Source organism: Glaciibacter sp. 2TAF33, assembly GCF_052114945.1.
Taxonomy (GTDB): domain Bacteria; phylum Actinomycetota; class Actinomycetes; order Actinomycetales; family Microbacteriaceae; genus Cryobacterium.
In genome coordinates this window covers 32,210-48,520 of sequence record NZ_JBFRFS010000012.1, presented here as the reverse complement: position 1 = coordinate 48,520, position 16,311 = coordinate 32,210, and the positions used below count along the sequence as shown (strand labels likewise).

The 16,311-nt window shown below is 68.3% G+C and carries 9 protein-coding genes; all 9 read right to left on the bottom strand.

Going from position 1 to position 16,311, the window contains the following annotated elements; genetic code table 11:
* Nucleotide 1: 1 nt before the first annotated feature.
* Nucleotides 2-1,483, bottom strand: a complete 1,482-nt coding sequence (gene leuC, locus AB4Y94_RS13690; RefSeq protein ID WP_441728392.1) for a 3-isopropylmalate dehydratase large subunit — start codon at nucleotides 1,481-1,483, stop codon at nucleotides 2-4.
* Nucleotides 1,484-1,708: 225 nt separating this feature from the next.
* Nucleotides 1,709-2,296: an FHA domain-containing protein gene (locus AB4Y94_RS13685; protein ID WP_441728391.1), complete on the bottom strand. Its 588-nt coding sequence runs from the start codon at nucleotides 2,294-2,296 to the stop codon at nucleotides 1,709-1,711.
* A gap of 134 nt (nucleotides 2,297-2,430) precedes the next feature.
* Nucleotides 2,431-4,899, bottom strand: a complete 2,469-nt coding sequence (locus tag AB4Y94_RS13680) for a transglutaminase family protein (RefSeq protein WP_441728390.1) — start codon at nucleotides 4,897-4,899, stop codon at nucleotides 2,431-2,433.
* On the bottom strand, nucleotides 4,896-6,143 hold the full coding sequence (locus AB4Y94_RS13675; RefSeq protein WP_441728388.1) for a DUF58 domain-containing protein: 1,248 nt from the start codon (nucleotides 6,141-6,143) through the stop codon (nucleotides 4,896-4,898). The genes AB4Y94_RS13680 and AB4Y94_RS13675 overlap by 4 nt, the downstream gene beginning before the upstream one ends.
* A gap of 89 nt (nucleotides 6,144-6,232) precedes the next feature.
* Complete coding sequence (locus tag AB4Y94_RS13670) at nucleotides 6,233-7,201, bottom strand: AAA family ATPase (protein WP_441728386.1); 969 nt, start codon at nucleotides 7,199-7,201, stop codon at nucleotides 6,233-6,235.
* 31 nt (nucleotides 7,202-7,232) lie between these two features.
* Nucleotides 7,233-12,521 (bottom strand): Ig-like domain-containing protein, encoded by a 5,289-nt coding sequence (locus tag AB4Y94_RS13665; RefSeq protein ID WP_441728385.1) that lies wholly within the window; start codon nucleotides 12,519-12,521, stop codon nucleotides 7,233-7,235.
* A gap of 150 nt (nucleotides 12,522-12,671) precedes the next feature.
* On the bottom strand, nucleotides 12,672-13,388 hold the full coding sequence (locus tag AB4Y94_RS13660) for a hypothetical protein (RefSeq protein ID WP_441728384.1): 717 nt from the start codon (nucleotides 13,386-13,388) through the stop codon (nucleotides 12,672-12,674).
* A 13-nt stretch (nucleotides 13,389-13,401) separates the two neighbouring features.
* Complete coding sequence (locus tag AB4Y94_RS13655) at nucleotides 13,402-15,093, bottom strand: serine/threonine-protein kinase (protein ID WP_441728383.1); 1,692 nt, start codon at nucleotides 15,091-15,093, stop codon at nucleotides 13,402-13,404.
* Complete coding sequence (locus tag AB4Y94_RS13650; protein WP_441728382.1) at nucleotides 15,093-16,307, bottom strand: FHA domain-containing protein; 1,215 nt, start codon at nucleotides 16,305-16,307, stop codon at nucleotides 15,093-15,095. The genes AB4Y94_RS13655 and AB4Y94_RS13650 overlap by 1 nt, the downstream gene beginning before the upstream one ends.
* Between the last annotated feature and the right edge of the window lie 4 nt (nucleotides 16,308-16,311).

The following is a 16,311-nucleotide window of genomic DNA, read 5'->3' as shown; positions in this document are numbered from 1 at the left end:
GTTACTTCACTCCATCCAGGGTCGGAACGCTGCTGGTCTCCAGCACGCCATCGCGGATCAGGTCCCAGGGGCTTGACAGCGTGCCGCGGATCGCGGTCGCGGCGGCGACCAGTGGCGACACCAGGTGGGTGCGTCCGCCCTTGCCCTGTCGGCCTTCGAAGTTGCGGTTACTGGTGGAGGCGCAGCGCTCCCCCGGTGCCAGCTGGTCCGGGTTCATGCCCAGGCACATCGAGCATCCGGCGAACCGCCATTCGGCGCCGAAGTCGGTGAAGACCTTGTCCAGGCCTTCGGCTTCCGCCTCGAGTCGCACCCGGGCGGAACCCGGGACGACCAGCATCCGGATGTTTTCAGCCTTGGTCCTGCCCTTGATGATCTCGGCGGCAGCCCTGAGGTCTTCGACCCGGCTGTTGGTGCAGGAGCCGAGGAACACCGTGTCGACGCGGATGTCCTTCATCGGGGTGCCGACGGCCAGGTCCATGTACTCCAACGCGCGTTCGGCGGCGGACCGCTCGTTGGCGTCCACGATGTCGGCCGGGTTCGGCACGGACTGGCTGAGTGAAACGCCCTGGCCGGGGTTGGTGCCCCAGGTCACGAACGGCTCCAGTTCGTTGGCGTCGAGGATCACCTCGGCGTCGAAGGTGGCGCCGTCGTCGGTGGCGAGCGTCTCCCAGTAGGCGACAGCGTCGTCCCAGTCCTGGCCGGACGGCGCGTGGGCGCGGCCCTTGAGGTACGCGTAGGTGGTTTCGTCCGGGGCGACCATTCCGGCGCGGGCACCGGCCTCGATCGACATGTTGCAGATCGTCATCCGGCCCTCCATCGAGAGCGAGCGGATGGCGCTGCCCCGGTATTCGAGGACGTAGCCCTGTCCGCCGCCGGTTCCGATCTTGGCGATCACCGCGAGGATGATGTCTTTGGCGGTGACGCCGGGCCGGAGTTCGCCGTTGACGGTGATGGCCATGGTCTTGAACGGCTTCAGCGGCAGCGTCTGGGTGGCCATGACATGCTCGACCTCGCTGGTGCCGATGCCGAACGCCATGGCACCGAACGCGCCGTGGGTCGAGGTGTGCGAGTCGCCGCAGACGACCGTGATCCCGGGCTGGGTGAGGCCCAGCTGCGGACCGACCACGTGCACGATGCCCTGCTCGATGTCGCCGAGCGAGTGCAGGCGGATGCCGAACTCCTCGCAGTTGCGCCGCAGGGTCTCAATCTGGGTGCGGCTGGTGAGGTCGGCGATGGGGCGGTCGATGCCGATCGTCGGGGTGTTGTGGTCCTCGGTTGCGATGGTGAGGTCAGGGCGTCGCACCGGGCGGCCGGCGAGGCGGAGACCGTCGAAGGCCTGCGGGCTGGTGACCTCGTGCACGAGGTGCAGGTCGATGTAGATCAGGTCGGGCGTGCCGTCCTCACCCTTGGCAACCAGGTGTTTGTCCCAGACCTTCTCGGCCAGTGTGCGCGGACGTGCGTCCACAGTTGGTGCGTTCGTCATGTTCGTGGGTCTTCCTCAAGAATTTTCGTTCAGCCGACGACAAACTCCGCGACGAGGGAGGCCTTCAGAACTGGGCCTCGTCGCGGCACAGAAGAAGAAGCCTACTGAACTGCACGTATTCAGGCTAACACTTCGGATCGGGGGCGCCGTCTCGCGCCACGGGTGCGGGGCGGGCGCCGGGTGCGATCCGTGCAGCAGGCGCTGCGAACGGCACTGTGATGCCGTTCACTCGCGTGTGATGTCGATCGCGAACTCGCCGAGCAGCACACGGGATCCCACGAAGAGGACGGTCCGCCCGCCCGGCGGGAGGTCGTCCTGCCGGCCGTCCGGGCGCGTGACGATCACGCCATTGGTGGAGTGCAGGTCGGTGACGGAGAGTTCGGTCGCTTCGAGGTCGATGATGGCGTGGGTCTTGGAAACCGACTTCGCCGGGTCGGCCACCGGTATGCGTTGCGCCTGTGGACGCACCGGCACCACGGCCGGGTCACGACCGATCACCATCGAACTCGTCGCTTCGAGGCTTTGCCCGTCAGCGAATGTGAGTCTCCAGATCTTCGGGATCAGGGTGTCCTCCTGCGGGAGCACATTCCGGGGCCGCTCGAGCGCGGCCGGAGCCGCTGCGGCGTGCGCTTCCTGGCCGGCGTCGGCCGGCTGGGGAGCGGACGGCACTGTCACGCCGATCGGCACCGGCACGAAGCCGGGGAACGAGACGGGGGTGATGGGCGCCGGAGGCGCCGCCTCTTCGGCACCGCGCGCCGGGATCAGTCCCGGTGGCGGAACGATGAAGCCCGCCTTCTCCCCCGAATTACCCACGAGTGCCACTCTACTTCCTGGCCGTGCTGCGGTGTGAGAGCCGTCCCCTCCGGCAACTCCAACGGCAGAGGCCAAAACCGGGAGAACCAGCTCTCAGTTGGCGAAAACCGGGGGACGACTTCTTCAGCACCCGCCTAGCGCGAACCCGCCTTCGGCGGCGCGACCCTCGTCCAGTCGCGCTTCGACCTGATCCGGAACCGGCTGATCAGCCGGCGCACCCTCCCGGCTGCCTTCTGTGCGACGGCGATCGATTCGTCAGCGGCCCTCCAGCTGTGCTCCACCGCGGCATCGTCGATCTCGGCGCCGCCCCAGACCGCGCGATCGACCGCATCCGCGATGGGGAGCAATCGGATTCCACTGGCACCGCCCGTCCCGCCGCTCGGCGCCTGCTCCGCCGCCACCACCCGCACCGGGCCGGTGTCCGTGCGCACCCCCGATGCCTCGCCGAGACGCTGCTCGGCCAGTTGGGTTTCGAGCCGCGCCGCCACCTGGCGCCTCGTCGACGCCCGCGGTACCTCGAAACCGAGCTCCGCGTATCCGTCGGCAAGTTCGTCCCATGCCCCCGCTGCGCGCTCGTCCCCGCTGCCGCCGTTCCTGCGTCGGCGGCGTCGGCGGGCCTTGAGCAGGGCGATCACGAGCAACGGGCCGAAGAAGACGACCAGCGGGATACCGCCGATGCCGATCAGCGCCCAGGCCCATCCCGGCAGCATGAAGTCCTTGCTCTTGTCGTCCTTCTTGGTGTCGTCGATCTCGACGGCCGTCAGCAGGTCGTCTGACTGGTTGTCGGTGCGCGGCGGCTGCCGAACCTGCGGCTGCGGCACGCTCTTCGGCTTCGGTGTCTGGTCCTGGGGAACGTCCGTCTGGTCTGGCGTGGGGTTGAACGGCACCCAGCCGATTTTGTCGAAGGCGACCTCCACCCACGCGGTCACGTCGTTCCCGGTGATCTCAACCGATGCGGCACCCTCCGGCACGTCGGGCGCGAACCCCATCACCACCCGGGCGGGAAGGCCGAGGTTGCGGGCCATCAAAGCCATGGCCGCGGCATATTGCTCCTGGTCCCCGACCATCTGGCTGCGGGTGAACAGTTCGTCGATGCGGTCGGCGCCGTGACCGGCGCGCGACGGGATGCCGTCGGACGCCAGTCCATGGCTGAGGAAGCCCTGCGTCTTCAGCCCCTTCTCGATGGCGCGCAGTTGGTCGATCGGGGTCTGGGCGTCGCCGATGAACTCGACGGCCTTGGCCACGACCACGTCCGGGATGTTCTCGACCGGGGGAAGGGTCACCCGTGCGACCGGAACCGTCTCGAGATCCTCATCCTTGTAGGCCTGCTGCAGCTCCGCCTTGACCCGGTACTGGTAGCCCTTCCGAACCCCGTCGGTGAGCACGGCCGTTCCGGTTCCGGCGTTGTAGCGCAGGTTCTCGGCCGAGGCAGCGGATGCCGGATCGGTGAAGTCGATCGTCGTCGGATACCCCACGCCCGGGAGCCAGACGTCCGAATAGCCGGTGACCGAAATGGTGACGGTCGAGGATTGCGCGCTGGTCATCAGGGGTGGTTCCGGAATGGTCCGGCCCACCAGTCGAAAACTGCCCGCGCCGGCAGTGGGACTGCCGGGGCCGGCCACATTCCACAACTTCCCGTCGTATGAATCCATGCTGGCCAGGCGCAGCACTTCGCCGGTTGCGAGCCCCTTCACGGTGAACAACGGTGTATCGGTGAGGATCTTGGTGTAGCTGCGGAACCCGGCCAGCGGGCTGGGGAACTGCAGCGGGTCGAACGGTGGCTGGATCTCGTTCCGCAGGACGAAGCGGTTCTCGTCCTGCACCGGCGCCAGCGCAGCACCCACCAGCGAGCCGACCAGCACGGCGCCGGCGACGACCATCGCGGTGCCGGTGACCTTGCGCCGCAGCATCCTCGCGGAAACCCGAGCGGCCGTACCGGCACCAGTACCGGCACCGGCTCCGGCACCAGCCCCGGCTGCGGCACCGGCGCTCGCGTGCCGCCAGCCCAGCCACACCAGGGCGATCACGGCGAAGGCCACGCCGCGGACGCCCGCGTAGTACGCCTCGTCGGTTCCCATCAGGATCCCGGCGAGGTACAGCAGGACGGGCCCGACCAGCAGCACGCTGGAGCGCCACACGGTGCGGGTGCGCGCGGGCAGCCACCGGACGGCAAGCATCGTGCCCACCACCGCGACCAGCCAGGCGGCGAAGTACGGCAGCACCGGCATGTAGTACGGGGCCTCGACCGGGGTGCCCAGAGTGACGATGTCGGACCAGCCGAACACCGCCCCGAGCGCGAGGCCGGCGAGGCTCGTCAGGCTCGGCAGTACCACGAACACCCCGTCGTGCGGCATCGTGAACGGCGTCCCGAGCAGGAAGTATGCGATCACCGCGGCCAGGATGCTGACCAGCACGCCGAGCCGGGCCCCCGAGCAGGCGATGGCCACCACGGTGCCGACCAGGAGGCCGCCCAGCCCGGCCACCAGGAAGTTGTAGTCGCCGAACGACGTCTCCAGCCCGAGGACACCGAGGAGCGACAGCACGCCCAGCACCAGGACGTCGGCCCACGCGCGGCGTGGGATGGTGTTCAGCACGGCCTTCATGCGTTCACCCGGCGGAGGAGTCGAGGGAGGTCGGCCAGGTCGCCGATGGTGACCAGGGTGAGGTCCCCGACCTTCGACAGCCTCGACTGTTCGCCGCGCAGGATCCGGAACGCGAGGACCTTGGTGTCCTGCCCGACCAGGGTCTGGACGCCGCGGAACTCGGCGAGGTCGAGCTGTGAGCCGCCGACGACCATCAGGACGCTCGCAGCCGGCAGCCGGCGGGTGGCGTCGCGGGCGAAGTCGCGCATCGACGCGTACCTCGTGGGCGCGGGCTCGATCCGGCTGGCGTCGTCGAGAAGGGAAACCGGGGTGGCGGTCTTCAGCATCCGCTCTTCGGTGACCACGCTGATGCGGGTCCCGTCCCTGATCACCTGGAGGGCGAGTGACGCCGTCACGGAGATTCCGAGTTCGAACTCGTCGTCGGAGGCGTAGGCGGGAGTCCGGGTGGTGTGGACGATGGTGAGCTGGGAGCGGCGGGTCTCCTCGAACTGGCGCACCATCAGCTGGCCGGTGCGGGCGGTACTGCGCCAGTGCACGTTGCGGAGGGGGTCGCCCGGCGCATATGCCCGGAGTGCGTGGAAGGAGATGTCGCTGTTGGTGATCTTCTTGGTGATCTCACCCTCGAGGTCGCGCACCAGCCCGGCGGCCGACGACGCGAGCCGGGTGGTCACCGGGTGCACGAACAATTCCACCGGGTCGGTCCAGCGCACCGTGCGCCGCATCAGGCCCAGCTGGTCGCCGCGCACGGAGATCGCCGGACCGGCGATGATGACCGCTCGGCGCTGGGTGGGCACGGCGAAGAGTTCGTCGTGCTGCTGTTTCGGTGAGAGCCCCGGAACGACGAATTCGGCGGTCCCTGAGCCGACGGGCAGCTCCATCCGCACCGGCAGCAGGCTCTTGTCGCCGGTGTTGACGACGCTCATCTGCCCCAGTGCCCGCTCCCCGGCGACCACCCGGTGCGGGTTCAGCGCGATGTCGACGCCGTACGTGGCGCGGCCGAAGACGAAGCCGACGGCAACCAGCAGGGCGGCGAGGAGGGTGGTGGCGAGGAAGGTGAACTCGGTCCAGCCGAAGACTGCGCTGACCAGGAACGCGACAACGGATGCGCAGAGGACCAGCCAGCCGGCCGGGCCGACGACATCCGTCACCGGCTTGGCCAGCTGCCACGCCCGGCGTACCAGCCTCGCGAGCAGGGCAAACGCGACCCGCAGTCCGTCACGGATGGCGCGCCAGACCGACCTCACGGCGTACTCCGCCTGTGAGATTCGGCGTGGAGACGCCCGTGGTGTTGCCCGGCTCATCCGACTGGCTCCTGCTGCCGTTACTGCTCTGCTCAGGCCGCGCGGTACGCGGGCGGGGCGACTTCGACGACGATGCGGCTGACGATGTCTTCGGCGGTGACGCCGGCAAAATCGGCCTCAGGGTCGACGATGATGCGGTGGGCGAGCACGGGGACGGCCAGGTCGCGCACGTCGTCCGGCGTCACGAAGGTGCGGCCCTGCGAGAGCGCCCAGGTCTTCGAGATGCGGGCGAGGGCCAGCGCCCCACGCATGCTCACACCCAGAGTGGATGACGGGTCGGTGCGGGTGGCCGTGACGATTTCGTTGAGGTAGCCGAGCACGGCGGCGTCGACGAACACGTCGGAGGCCAGGGCGGCCATCGTCGTCACCGAGCTTGAGGCGATGATGGGTGTGACCCGTCCCGCCCGGTTGCGGTTCGAGGAGTCCAGCAGCAGCGTGACCGCGGTGTCGTGGTCGGGGTAGCCCAGCGACGTCTTGATCAGGAACCGGTCGAGCTGGGCTTCGGGCAGCGTGTAGGTTCCGGCCTGTTCGACCGGGTTCTGGGTGGCGATGACCATGAACGGGCTGCCCACCTCGTGGCTGACGCCGTCGACCGTGACCCTGCCTTCTTCCATCACCTCGAGCAGGGCGGACTGCGTCTTGGGGCTGGCCCGGTTGATCTCGTCTGCGAGCACGATCGACGCGAAGATCGGTCCCTTGTGGAACTCGAACAGGCCCTTGCCCTGGTCGTAGATGGTGACGCCGGTGACGTCGGACGGCAGCAGGTCAGGGGTGAACTGGATGCGCGAGTTGGTGCCGTCGAGGGTGTTCGCCAGCGCCTTGGCCAGCACCGTCTTGCCGGTGCCGGGAAAGTCCTCGAGCAGCACGTGGCCGTCGGAGAGGAGAGCCGTCACCACGAGCCGGATGACGTGCTCCTTCCCCAGGATCGCCTGGTCGACGTTTCCGACGAGTTTGTTGAAGGCGTCGGCGAACCAGTCCGCCTGCTCTTGTGTCACTGCCATTTGATTCCCTGTTCCCGATTCATCGTCACGTCTATCGCCAGTCCTGCACGTCGCTCTTCTTGCCGCCCACTTCGACCCAGACGTTGTTGTAGCCGCAGTAACCGTTGGTGCCCCGGTAGCTGCCCGTCCCGTTGCCGCCGACCGCGATATTGCCCTCGGTGAGGAGATACCCGTTGTTGCAGTACAGGCGCAGCCCGTAGCTGCCGCTCGGCCAGTCGTCCAGGTCGACGTTGTAGTGGTACGTGCCGGCGATGTCGCCGCCGGTGCCCTTGAACAGCCTGATGTTCTTCTTCGGCACCGGGGGCGGCGGCTTGGTCGGTGTCGCAGCGTTCGAGGTGGTCCAGGCGCCACAGCCGCGGGGGTTGCAGGCCTGCACCTGGTAGCGATACTGCGTTCCGTTGTTGCCGCTGCCGGACGCCGTTTTCGCGCCGGTGGTCGAACCCGACCCGCCCGATCCTTCAGTCCACTGGTATTTGTAGCCGGTCACCCCGCGACCGCCGTTGCTCCCCGGGGCCGCCCAGCTGAGGCTGAGGTCGCCGTTGCCGTTCTGCGAAGCCGACAGGTTCGCGTCGGCGGGTTTGCCGGGAACTCCGTACGGCGTGACGGTGTTGCTGGCCGGGGACGATGTGGAGGTGCCGATGGCATTGGTCGCCGTCACCGTGAACGCGTAGTTGGTGCCGTTGCCGAGCCCCGTGATGGAATGGGTTCCGGCGTTGCCGACGGGGAGTGACCCGCCGCCTCCGCCGGTCCACGTGATCGTGTAACCGGTGATCGGCGAGTTGTTTGAGGCCGGGGCCGAGAACGTGACGGTTGCGCTGCCGTCTCCTTCGACCGCGGTGGGCTTGTTCGGTGCGTCGGGGGCCGCCCGGATCACCAGCGTGATCCGCCCCTGGGTTTCACGGGACTTGTCCTTGGTGCCGTCCTGGATCCGATACACCGCGGTCAGCGTTCCGGTGGCACCGGCGCCGGTGCGGATCGTCACGTTGCTCGATGTGAAACTCACTGACGCGGTGCCGCCCTTGACGTCCTGCTCGATCGACGCCGCAATCACGGTGAGCGGCACGCCGTCCTGGGCGAACGGGTTGAAGTCGTTGTCAAGCACCGGGATCACCACCGATTTGCTCGGGTTGGTCTCGATGCCGTTGCAATTCGGACCGCAGTCGTCGACGGCCTGGGGCTTCGCCCGTGTCGACGACACGACCGTCACGTTGACCGAGCCGGGAATGGTGAATTCCTTGTAGGTGACGGTGAAGCCGAGCGTGACCTTGGTGCCAGGCTGCACGCCGAGCGGCGACGAAATGGTGAGCTCAGCGCCACCGAGTGCTGCTTTCACGTCGGTTGTCGCGCCGGTGAGGGAGCCGTAGCTGAGCTGCTGGACGATGGCGGGGTTCGGGTGCCCACTGGAACTGCGCAGGTTCACCACGAGCGCCTTCTCCCCCGCCTCCAGTGTCACGTTCGGCGGTGTGAATGTGGGCGGCACGTCTTCGAAGTTCGCGTCGCCGACGGTGACAGGAATGGTCAGCGTCGCCTGGTTGCCCTTGGGGTCCGAGGCGCTGGCTCCATCGGTGACGACGAAGGTGACGGATGCCGGCCCTCGGTAATCCTTGCCCGCCGCGAAGTTGAGGCCCTGCGGACCCATCATCGCGGCCGAGCCGTTGCTGTTGGTGGCGGTCGCGGACACGATGATGGCGGGGCGGCCGGACGGCACCTCGACGATGTCGGCGAGGCTCCAGGACTTCGAACCGTTCATGCGCACGATCTGCTCAGGCAGCGGTTTGAGGAACGGCGGCGGGAACTTCTGCTCCTCCTGTGGCTTCTTCTCCTCGTCCTTGTCTGGCTTGGCCGGCACGATGATGAACGCTGTGGCGCTGAGCTCGTCGACCTCGTTGCTGAGCCGGTACGCGATCGCCTGGCGCACAGTGGTCGGGGTGACGGTGACAGTCCCGTTCGGGCGCACCTCGCCCGACTTGGCGTTTGGCCCTTCGAGGCTGATCGCCAGTTCATTAATCAGGCCACTGGGGTTCTCGGCGCCCTCGCGGACCTTGACGCTGATGGTGTCCTTCTTCAAGACGTCGTTCGGCTCGATGACGTGGTCCTCTGCGGTGGGGTATTGCGCCTTGGCATCCGCTGTGACCTTCACCTGCACGAATGCTGTGTCCGCACCGCCGTGACCGTTGGTGATCTCGTAGCGCAGCGTGTATGACCCCTCCCCGTCCGGCGCATCGATGATGATCCGGCTGCCGTTGACTTTCGCCGCGATGCCCTTGTCGACTTCCGGCAGCTTCTTTGTCAGGGTGAGCTTGTAGCCGTTGGGGTCGGAGTCGTTCAGCACCACGGGGATCGACCCGGTTCGCCCGGGCTTGATCTCGATGGCGTCGTCGACCGCATTCGGTGGCAGCAGTTCCTTGGGGCGCGGGATCACACCGATCCGAACGGTGCCGGTGGCGGTCGCACCGAACGTGTCCTCGACCTGGTACTCGAAGGTGTCGGTGCCGGCGGTTCCGGGGTAGGCCTCGTACACGAAGTGGTCGCTGCCCTGGTCGACGATTCGCCCCATACCCGGCGGCGTGGTCACCTCGGCGAGGTACACCGAGTCCCCGTCCGGGTCGATGCCGTCCAGCGGCACGTCCACCGTGATCGTGGAGTCGGCGAAGGTGCGCATGGTGAGCGGGAGCGGTGTCGGCGGGCGGTTGCCGGCCGCGTCCTGCGCCACCACGGTGAAGCGCACCACCGCCGTCGCCGTCTCCAGGAACGGATCGGTGACCTTGTACGCGACGCTGTACGAGCCGGGCTCCTTCGGCGCCTGGTAGCGCACCTCTTTACCGCTCACGAAGGCGAGGCCGCCGACGTTCGTCACGTCGACGAGGTCGGGCATGAGCGTCATGGTGGCCGAGTCGGGGTGGTAATCGTTGTCGAGCACGGGCACGCTGACGATGTCGCCGCTGCGCACGTTGACCGAATCGTCCACTGCCACCGGGGGCTGGTGTTTGACCAGCGGCGGAACGGGAACCACGGTGATGCCCGCGGTCGAGCTGGCCTGGCCGTCGCTGATCGTGTAGCTGAGCTGCACCTGCTGGGTCAGTGCGGAGGAGGCGGTGATGCGCAACACGGTGTTGGTGAGGATCTCCACCGACACCAGGTCTTCAGCGCCGGCCGTGTCGACGGATTGCACCGCGAGCACCCGGCCGCTGGGCGAGACGTCATTGTTCAGCACCGGCACGGAGAGTGGTTCACCGGCCCGGAGGTAGGCGGTGTCCTTCACTGCGATCGGCGGCAGTTGTTCCGTCGGCTTCTCTTTGACGTCGACGCGGATCAGCCCGACGCTCGATGTCGCTCCGGCGCCGAGGCTGTAGGTGAAGACGTAGCTTCCGGACTCCGGGGCGGAGAACGCGACGGTTCCACGGTCGAGGTTGGGAACCGCGGACACCGTCTTGGGAACCTCGTTCACCCCGATCAGGCCGAGCGGCGCACCGGACGGGGAGACGTCGTTGGCCAGTGGTTCGACGAGGACCGTCTCACCGACGAACGTGGAGGCGAAGTCCGGGGTGCCCACCGGGTTCAACGTACCGGGGGCCTTGACGTCGACGGTCAGCACCCCGGTCGCCGTGAGGGTGCCGTCAGAGACGACGAACTGCACCTCCTTCACCCCGAGCTCTGCGGTCTTGCTTTCGAATGTGACGAAGCCTTCCGGGCCGAACCGCACACCGTCCCCGGTGGTCGGCGACGCGCTCACCAGGTAGATGTCGTCGCCGTCCGGGTCGATCCAGTCCGAGAGGACGTTGTAGCTGACCAGCTGGCCCTGCTCGACCGTGATCGCTCCGGCCCGGTTCGAGACCGGGGCCAGGTTCACCTCCGGTGGGCGCAGGGACAGGTTCACGCTCGCCTCGGCGACGGCGCCCCGGCCGTCTGCCACCGTGTAGCGGAAGGTGGCCGTGCCCGCCATCGTCGTCGACGGGGTGAACTGGAGGGCGCGCCCGCCGTCGATGAAGTCGAGATGCCCCTGGGAGTCTGAGAAGCCGTTGAGGTTGACGACCGTCAGCACGTCGCCGTCCGGGTCGGTGTCGTTCTCCAGCACGGGAAGCACCGTGGTCTTCCCGGGGCGCACGCCGTAGGTGTCGTCGTGGGCCAACGGCGCCCGGTTCTGCGGGGTGCGCTCGGCGAGGGTGTCCTCGAAGGACTGCTGCGACGCTTTCTCGTCGCCCTCCTCCGAGTCCTCCTCCTCAGGCGGCGTCACCTCGTCCCAGTTCTCGACCAGGCGCATGTTCGCGTCGACCAGCCAGACATTGCCGTTGGAGAGGTTGTTCAGCGCGATCACGTTGCGGTTCACCCGGAACTCGAGCGTCGACCCCTGTGTCGGTTGCTCGATGTGCTGCAGAATGGGGGCCTTATCCGTGCAGGCGGCGAGGTATTTCTGGGCACCGGCCCACGCGCCGTGCGCGCATCCGTTCAGCCAGACCGGGGACGAGACGTCTTTCGGGTCATCGAGCGGATGCGAGATGTCGGCGGCCACGCTTCTCACGTCGCCGCCGGTGAGCGGAACCTCCAGCAGCCCATTCCCGGTGGCGACCACGGCGAAGTCGTTCTCCGCGCCTGACTGCTGCAGTTTCAGGCCGCGGGCCTTGAGCGTTACAGTGCGGCCGCCGGCCACCAGGATTCGGTCATCCTCTGTGTCGAGGACCACCGCCGTGTCGCCGACCGCGGCGAGCTGGTGGACGCCGCCGATATCGAGGTCGGTGCGGACCGGTTTGGCACCGCGGTCCGGGATCGTCACGAGCTTGTGCTTGGCGGGCGAGGTGCCGAAGACGACGCCGGTGTCGGAGACGGCGATGTGCCCGCCCTTGCCGAGCGTGGCGACGGGGTCCGTCTTGGCCGGGTCGAAGTTCAGGTCACCCGTCGCGTTGATCGCCCACACGTCGCCGGAGCTCGGCGACATGACCGCGATGGTGTCGCCCCCGTATGCGACCTCGGACCCCGGCGGCACGTCGACTCGCTGGCCGAGTGTGGTGAACGCGGGGTCCACCCGTTCCAGCGAACCGACGCTCTCGTCGTACATGAAGACGTCATCGCCGTCCTGGAGCACGGTGAACAGGTTCGAGGCAGCGTTGACCGAGCCGTTGAGTTCTTCGATCTGCCGGTTGAGCCGGCCGGCCAGCAGTTGTTTGCCGTTGGTGACCCAGACATCGCGCGCGGTCAGGTCGACGTCGGTGACCGGGAATCCCTGGTGGAGGACCGCGAAGGTGAGTGGAACGCCGGCCATCACGGCGATTGCGACGACGGATGCCGTGGTCTTGCGGGTGCGCAGCCACGATCGAAGACTCACCACGTGTGTGTTTCCCCCCGCAAATCAACGTCACAACATAAATCGCTCACGCCGCACCCCGACGCTGCCCGGCTAAACGCTAACACGGGTCGGACCTACCGCCCATGGGCAGGGGTACCCACCCGCGGCCGGAGAGCCGGTCCCGGCCGGCTACTGGACCACTTTTTCGGCCGCAGCGGCGGCTGCGTCATCGAGCAGCGCCACGTCGTCGACGCCAACCAGGTGGGTCGCGACCGCGTATTCCACCAACCGCGCCCGTCGGTTGGCGGCGAGCTTTCCCTTGCCGCCCCGAAGGCCGGGCACGCCGACCTTGTCGAGCTTGTCGCAGACGTTGTCGAGCTTTCGGTTGAACGTGGTCATGCTCCACCCGAGGCGGGCAGCGGCTTCGGCCGAGGTGGGGATGACTCCGCGACCGGGCACCGACTGGGTGAGCACCCCTTCGGCCAGGGCGACGACCAGCAGGCGCTGGTTAGTGGTCAATGCCACCGGGAGTTTCGTGGTCGTCCCGGGCGCCGTTGACGCTGAGACCGACGTGTTGAAGTAGTCCTCTTCGGCATGGATGGTGAGGTCGTAGGTTGTGGAGCCGGCACTGAACATCACGTGCATCTTCTGGAATACGATCGGCAGCTTGGCCCCGGGGGCGAGCCACGCCTGCACGGTCCCGGTGGAGTCCGACACGGTTGCCGACAGCAGGTTCCCCACGTTGGCGAGCCACCACATGCCGTAGTCCTCGGACAGCTGCAGGAAGGTGCGGTGCAGGTACGGGTTGTCGTCGATGGTGAGGTCGGACTCGCGGCCGATACCGAACGTGGTCCCGGCCTCGAGGGTGTACCACTCGCCGCAGAACTCGACCTTCAGTGGTTTCATGAGATCAGCGGCTTCATGTGTTGCAGGCCGTGAGCGGTTCGGAGACCTTGCCGTTCTTCCGCTGCAGGTATACATCGATGCACACCCGTGTGCCCGGGGTCACGCCGTCGATGGAGATCTCGGCGGACGTGCTCGGATGCGGCTGGTTGGGTGTCTCGGTTCGCGCCCAGCGGAACAGGTCGCCGTCTTCCGGGTCGGGGTTGCCGATGGTGAACGCCACGACTGTCCCGTCGACGGACGTCGTGGTGTTCTGCAGGGTCGGCTGCGGCACCCCCGCGGCGATGGTGGCGTCACCGGGCTGGCCCGTCGCCGGCTGCTTCGTGGGGCCGAGCATGCCTCCGGGGGAACCGGACAGTGCCACAGCGGCCACGATGGCCCCGACGACCAGGACCGCCGCTGCTGTCGAGATACCGACCGTGAGGGCCCGGCCCCTGCCGGACGGCGCGTCGTCCGAGGATGCGTGGTGGGCGGCAGCCGCGCCCCCGGTGTGAACGGGTCGCACGATGGTTTCACCGACCACGGGAGAGGAGTCGGCCAGCGTTCTGCCTGTGCGCTGCTGGGGATCGACCACGACCGCGCCACGCACCCGGGTCTCGTCGGCGCGGGGAGCAGGCTCCGGCGGGGCGGCACCCTCCTCGGCTGCCCTCGGCCCGGCATCCGCCGTCCCGTTGAGGAAGGGTGCCCGCGCCGGGTCCTGTGCCGAGATCGTGGTCACCGAGCGCGCGCGGGTTTCGTCCTCACCGGCTGGCGCGTCGGGCTTCTCCTGCTGCGCGAGGTGCAGGGTCGGCACCTCGATCCCGGTCGGGGCGTAGCCGAGCTCGAGCTCGATGCGTTGCAGCGCCCGGGCGAAGTCGAGGGCGCTGGCATACCGGTCGGCCCGCCTGGTGGCCATTCCCTTCTGCAGCACCGCCGCCAGGGAACGCGGCACGTCGTCCCGGGCGATCGGCGTGATCGCTCCGCGTTCGATGCGGCCGATCAGGTCGAGGGTGCCGTTTGACCGGCCGCGGATCTCGTACGGGGTCTGGCCGGCGAGGAGGGTGTGGATGGTGGCGGCCAGCGAGAAGACGTCGCTGCGCACGTCGGGCCGAGGGTCGTCGTCGAACATCTCGGGCGGCGACCAGGGCACACTCATCCCGACGGACTGGCTTTCGCTGGTGCCGGTGGCGTCGGCGCCGGACCTGGATGCGCCGGTGATCGTGTGCACGGGGAGTTCGTCCTCGAGCGTGGACGAGATCCCGAAGTCGGTCAGCGCCGGCCAGCCGAACGCGTTGGTGAGCACGTTGGCCGGCTTGATGTCGCGGTGCAGGATGCCGGCGCCGTGCGCGGTGGCGATGGCGCCGGCCAGGCGCACGCCGGTGCGGAGCGCGTCTTCGACGCTGAACCGCTCGCGTTTGTACCGTTCGGCCAGGCTCGGCCCGGAGCAGTACTCCATCGCGAAGTACGGGCGGTCGTCGCCGGCGACGTCGGCGTGATAGATCGTGACGATGTACGGGTGCGTCGACAGCTGTGCCATCAGGTTGGCCTCGGCGGCGAACTGGGCGCGGGTCGACGGCCCGAGTTGTTCGGTCAGCAGGACCTTGACCGCCACCTCCCGTCTCGGCAGCCGCTGCTGGTACAGGAAGACGTCGGAGAAGCCCCCGGAGCCGAGCACCTTGATGAAGTCGTATCCGGGCAGTTCCGGCGGTGTCGATGTGGTGCGTCGCATCAGTCCTCGCAGACGGTGAGCGTGACGCCACCGCCGAGGTCGACGATGGTGCCGGCGATCACCGCCGTCGGTTCGCCCTGGCGCAGCTTTTGCGGTGTCTTGCCTGGAAGCACCACGATGGTGCCGTTGCGGGAGTGCAGGTCAGTGACCACCACGGTGTCGCCCTCGACCTGGAACTGCACGTGGTTGCGGGAAATGTCCTGGTCTGCGCTGCCGAGGCTGACGAGCCGGGGCACCTGTCCGCCGGAAACCTTGCTGACGCTCGGTGAACGGCCCACCAGCACCGGCTGGGTGAGCAGTTCGCGGTTTCCGTTGGGAAGCAACAGCGACAGCTGCGTCGGTGCGGGGGCCGCCTCGGCGGGCCGGGCGGGGCGCCGCCGGGAGTCGCGGAGCTTCTGGATGTCACCACTCATGACGGTGAGGCCGTCATGGTCGCCCGCCTCCGGGCCGCTTCCTGTGGCGGCAGCGGATGCCGTGCCGGGCTCTGCGTCGTCGGGTTCGGCCGGTCGCACAGCGGCCTGCTCGACACCGCGCATCATCGTCGCGCCGAACAGGTGGTCGTAGCCGGAGTCCGGAGGCACGGCATCGGTAACCGTGAAGTCGGTGATCGTGAGTTCGCTGCCGCTGGCATCGGTGCCCGCCAGGCCGGCCATCGTGGCGGCGACGATCGTCTCCTCCTGCACCGGCGTCGCCTGCGGTGCCGGCACACCCCGAGGAGCGACAGCAAGCGGGGGGATCCGTACGGCCGTGCTCGTCGACAGCGTCCGGGTTCGCACCGCTCCTACCGCGATCGGCAGCGCGCGGACTCCCGGTCCGGCACCGTCGCCCGCCCCGCGTGCTGACTCGGCGGAGAGGGCTATGCCCGACACGCCCGGGTGGGACTGCTCAAGCCAGGTGGAGACGCCGCGGCCCGAAACCTCGATCGGACCGGCAGTGGTCTCCAGGCGGACCGCGACGTCCCCGCGCACGATGGTCCGCACGGTGGCCGTGCCGCTGTCCAGGTCCCCGTCCCAGGTCACGACCGCGAACGGCGGGGTGCCGGACAGGCCGCGAGCGGTGAGTTCGTCGAGCACGCCCTGGACGTCGGCGGCCGCGAGTCGCTCCCAGAGCCGGGCGCCGGCATCCGGCGAACCCTCGACGCGCACTAGGACCAGGCGGGAGGCATCCGTTACGGCGAGCCACTCCCCCGAGCCGTCGTTTTCGTACCAGAACATCGGT

What these genes read in the sequence shown, in the direction of transcription:
- leuC (WP_441728392.1), bottom strand. Translation starts at nt 1,483, where the DNA reads ATGACGAACGCACCAACTGTGGACGCACGTCCGCGCACACTGGCCGAG.
- AB4Y94_RS13680 (WP_441728390.1), bottom strand. Translation starts at nt 4,899, where the DNA reads ATGAAGGCCGTGCTGAACACCATCCCACGCCGCGCGTGGGCCGACGTC.
- AB4Y94_RS13670 (WP_441728386.1), bottom strand. Translation starts at nt 7,201, where the DNA reads ATGGCAGTGACACAAGAGCAGGCGGACTGGTTCGCCGACGCCTTCAAC.
- AB4Y94_RS13660 (WP_441728384.1), bottom strand. Translation starts at nt 13,388, where the DNA reads ATGAAACCACTGAAGGTCGAGTTCTGCGGCGAGTGGTACACCCTCGAG.
- AB4Y94_RS13655 (WP_441728383.1), bottom strand. Translation starts at nt 15,093, where the DNA reads ATGCGACGCACCACATCGACACCGCCGGAACTGCCCGGATACGACTTC.
- AB4Y94_RS13650 (WP_441728382.1), bottom strand. Translation starts at nt 16,307, where the DNA reads ATGTTCTGGTACGAAAACGACGGCTCGGGGGAGTGGCTCGCCGTAACG.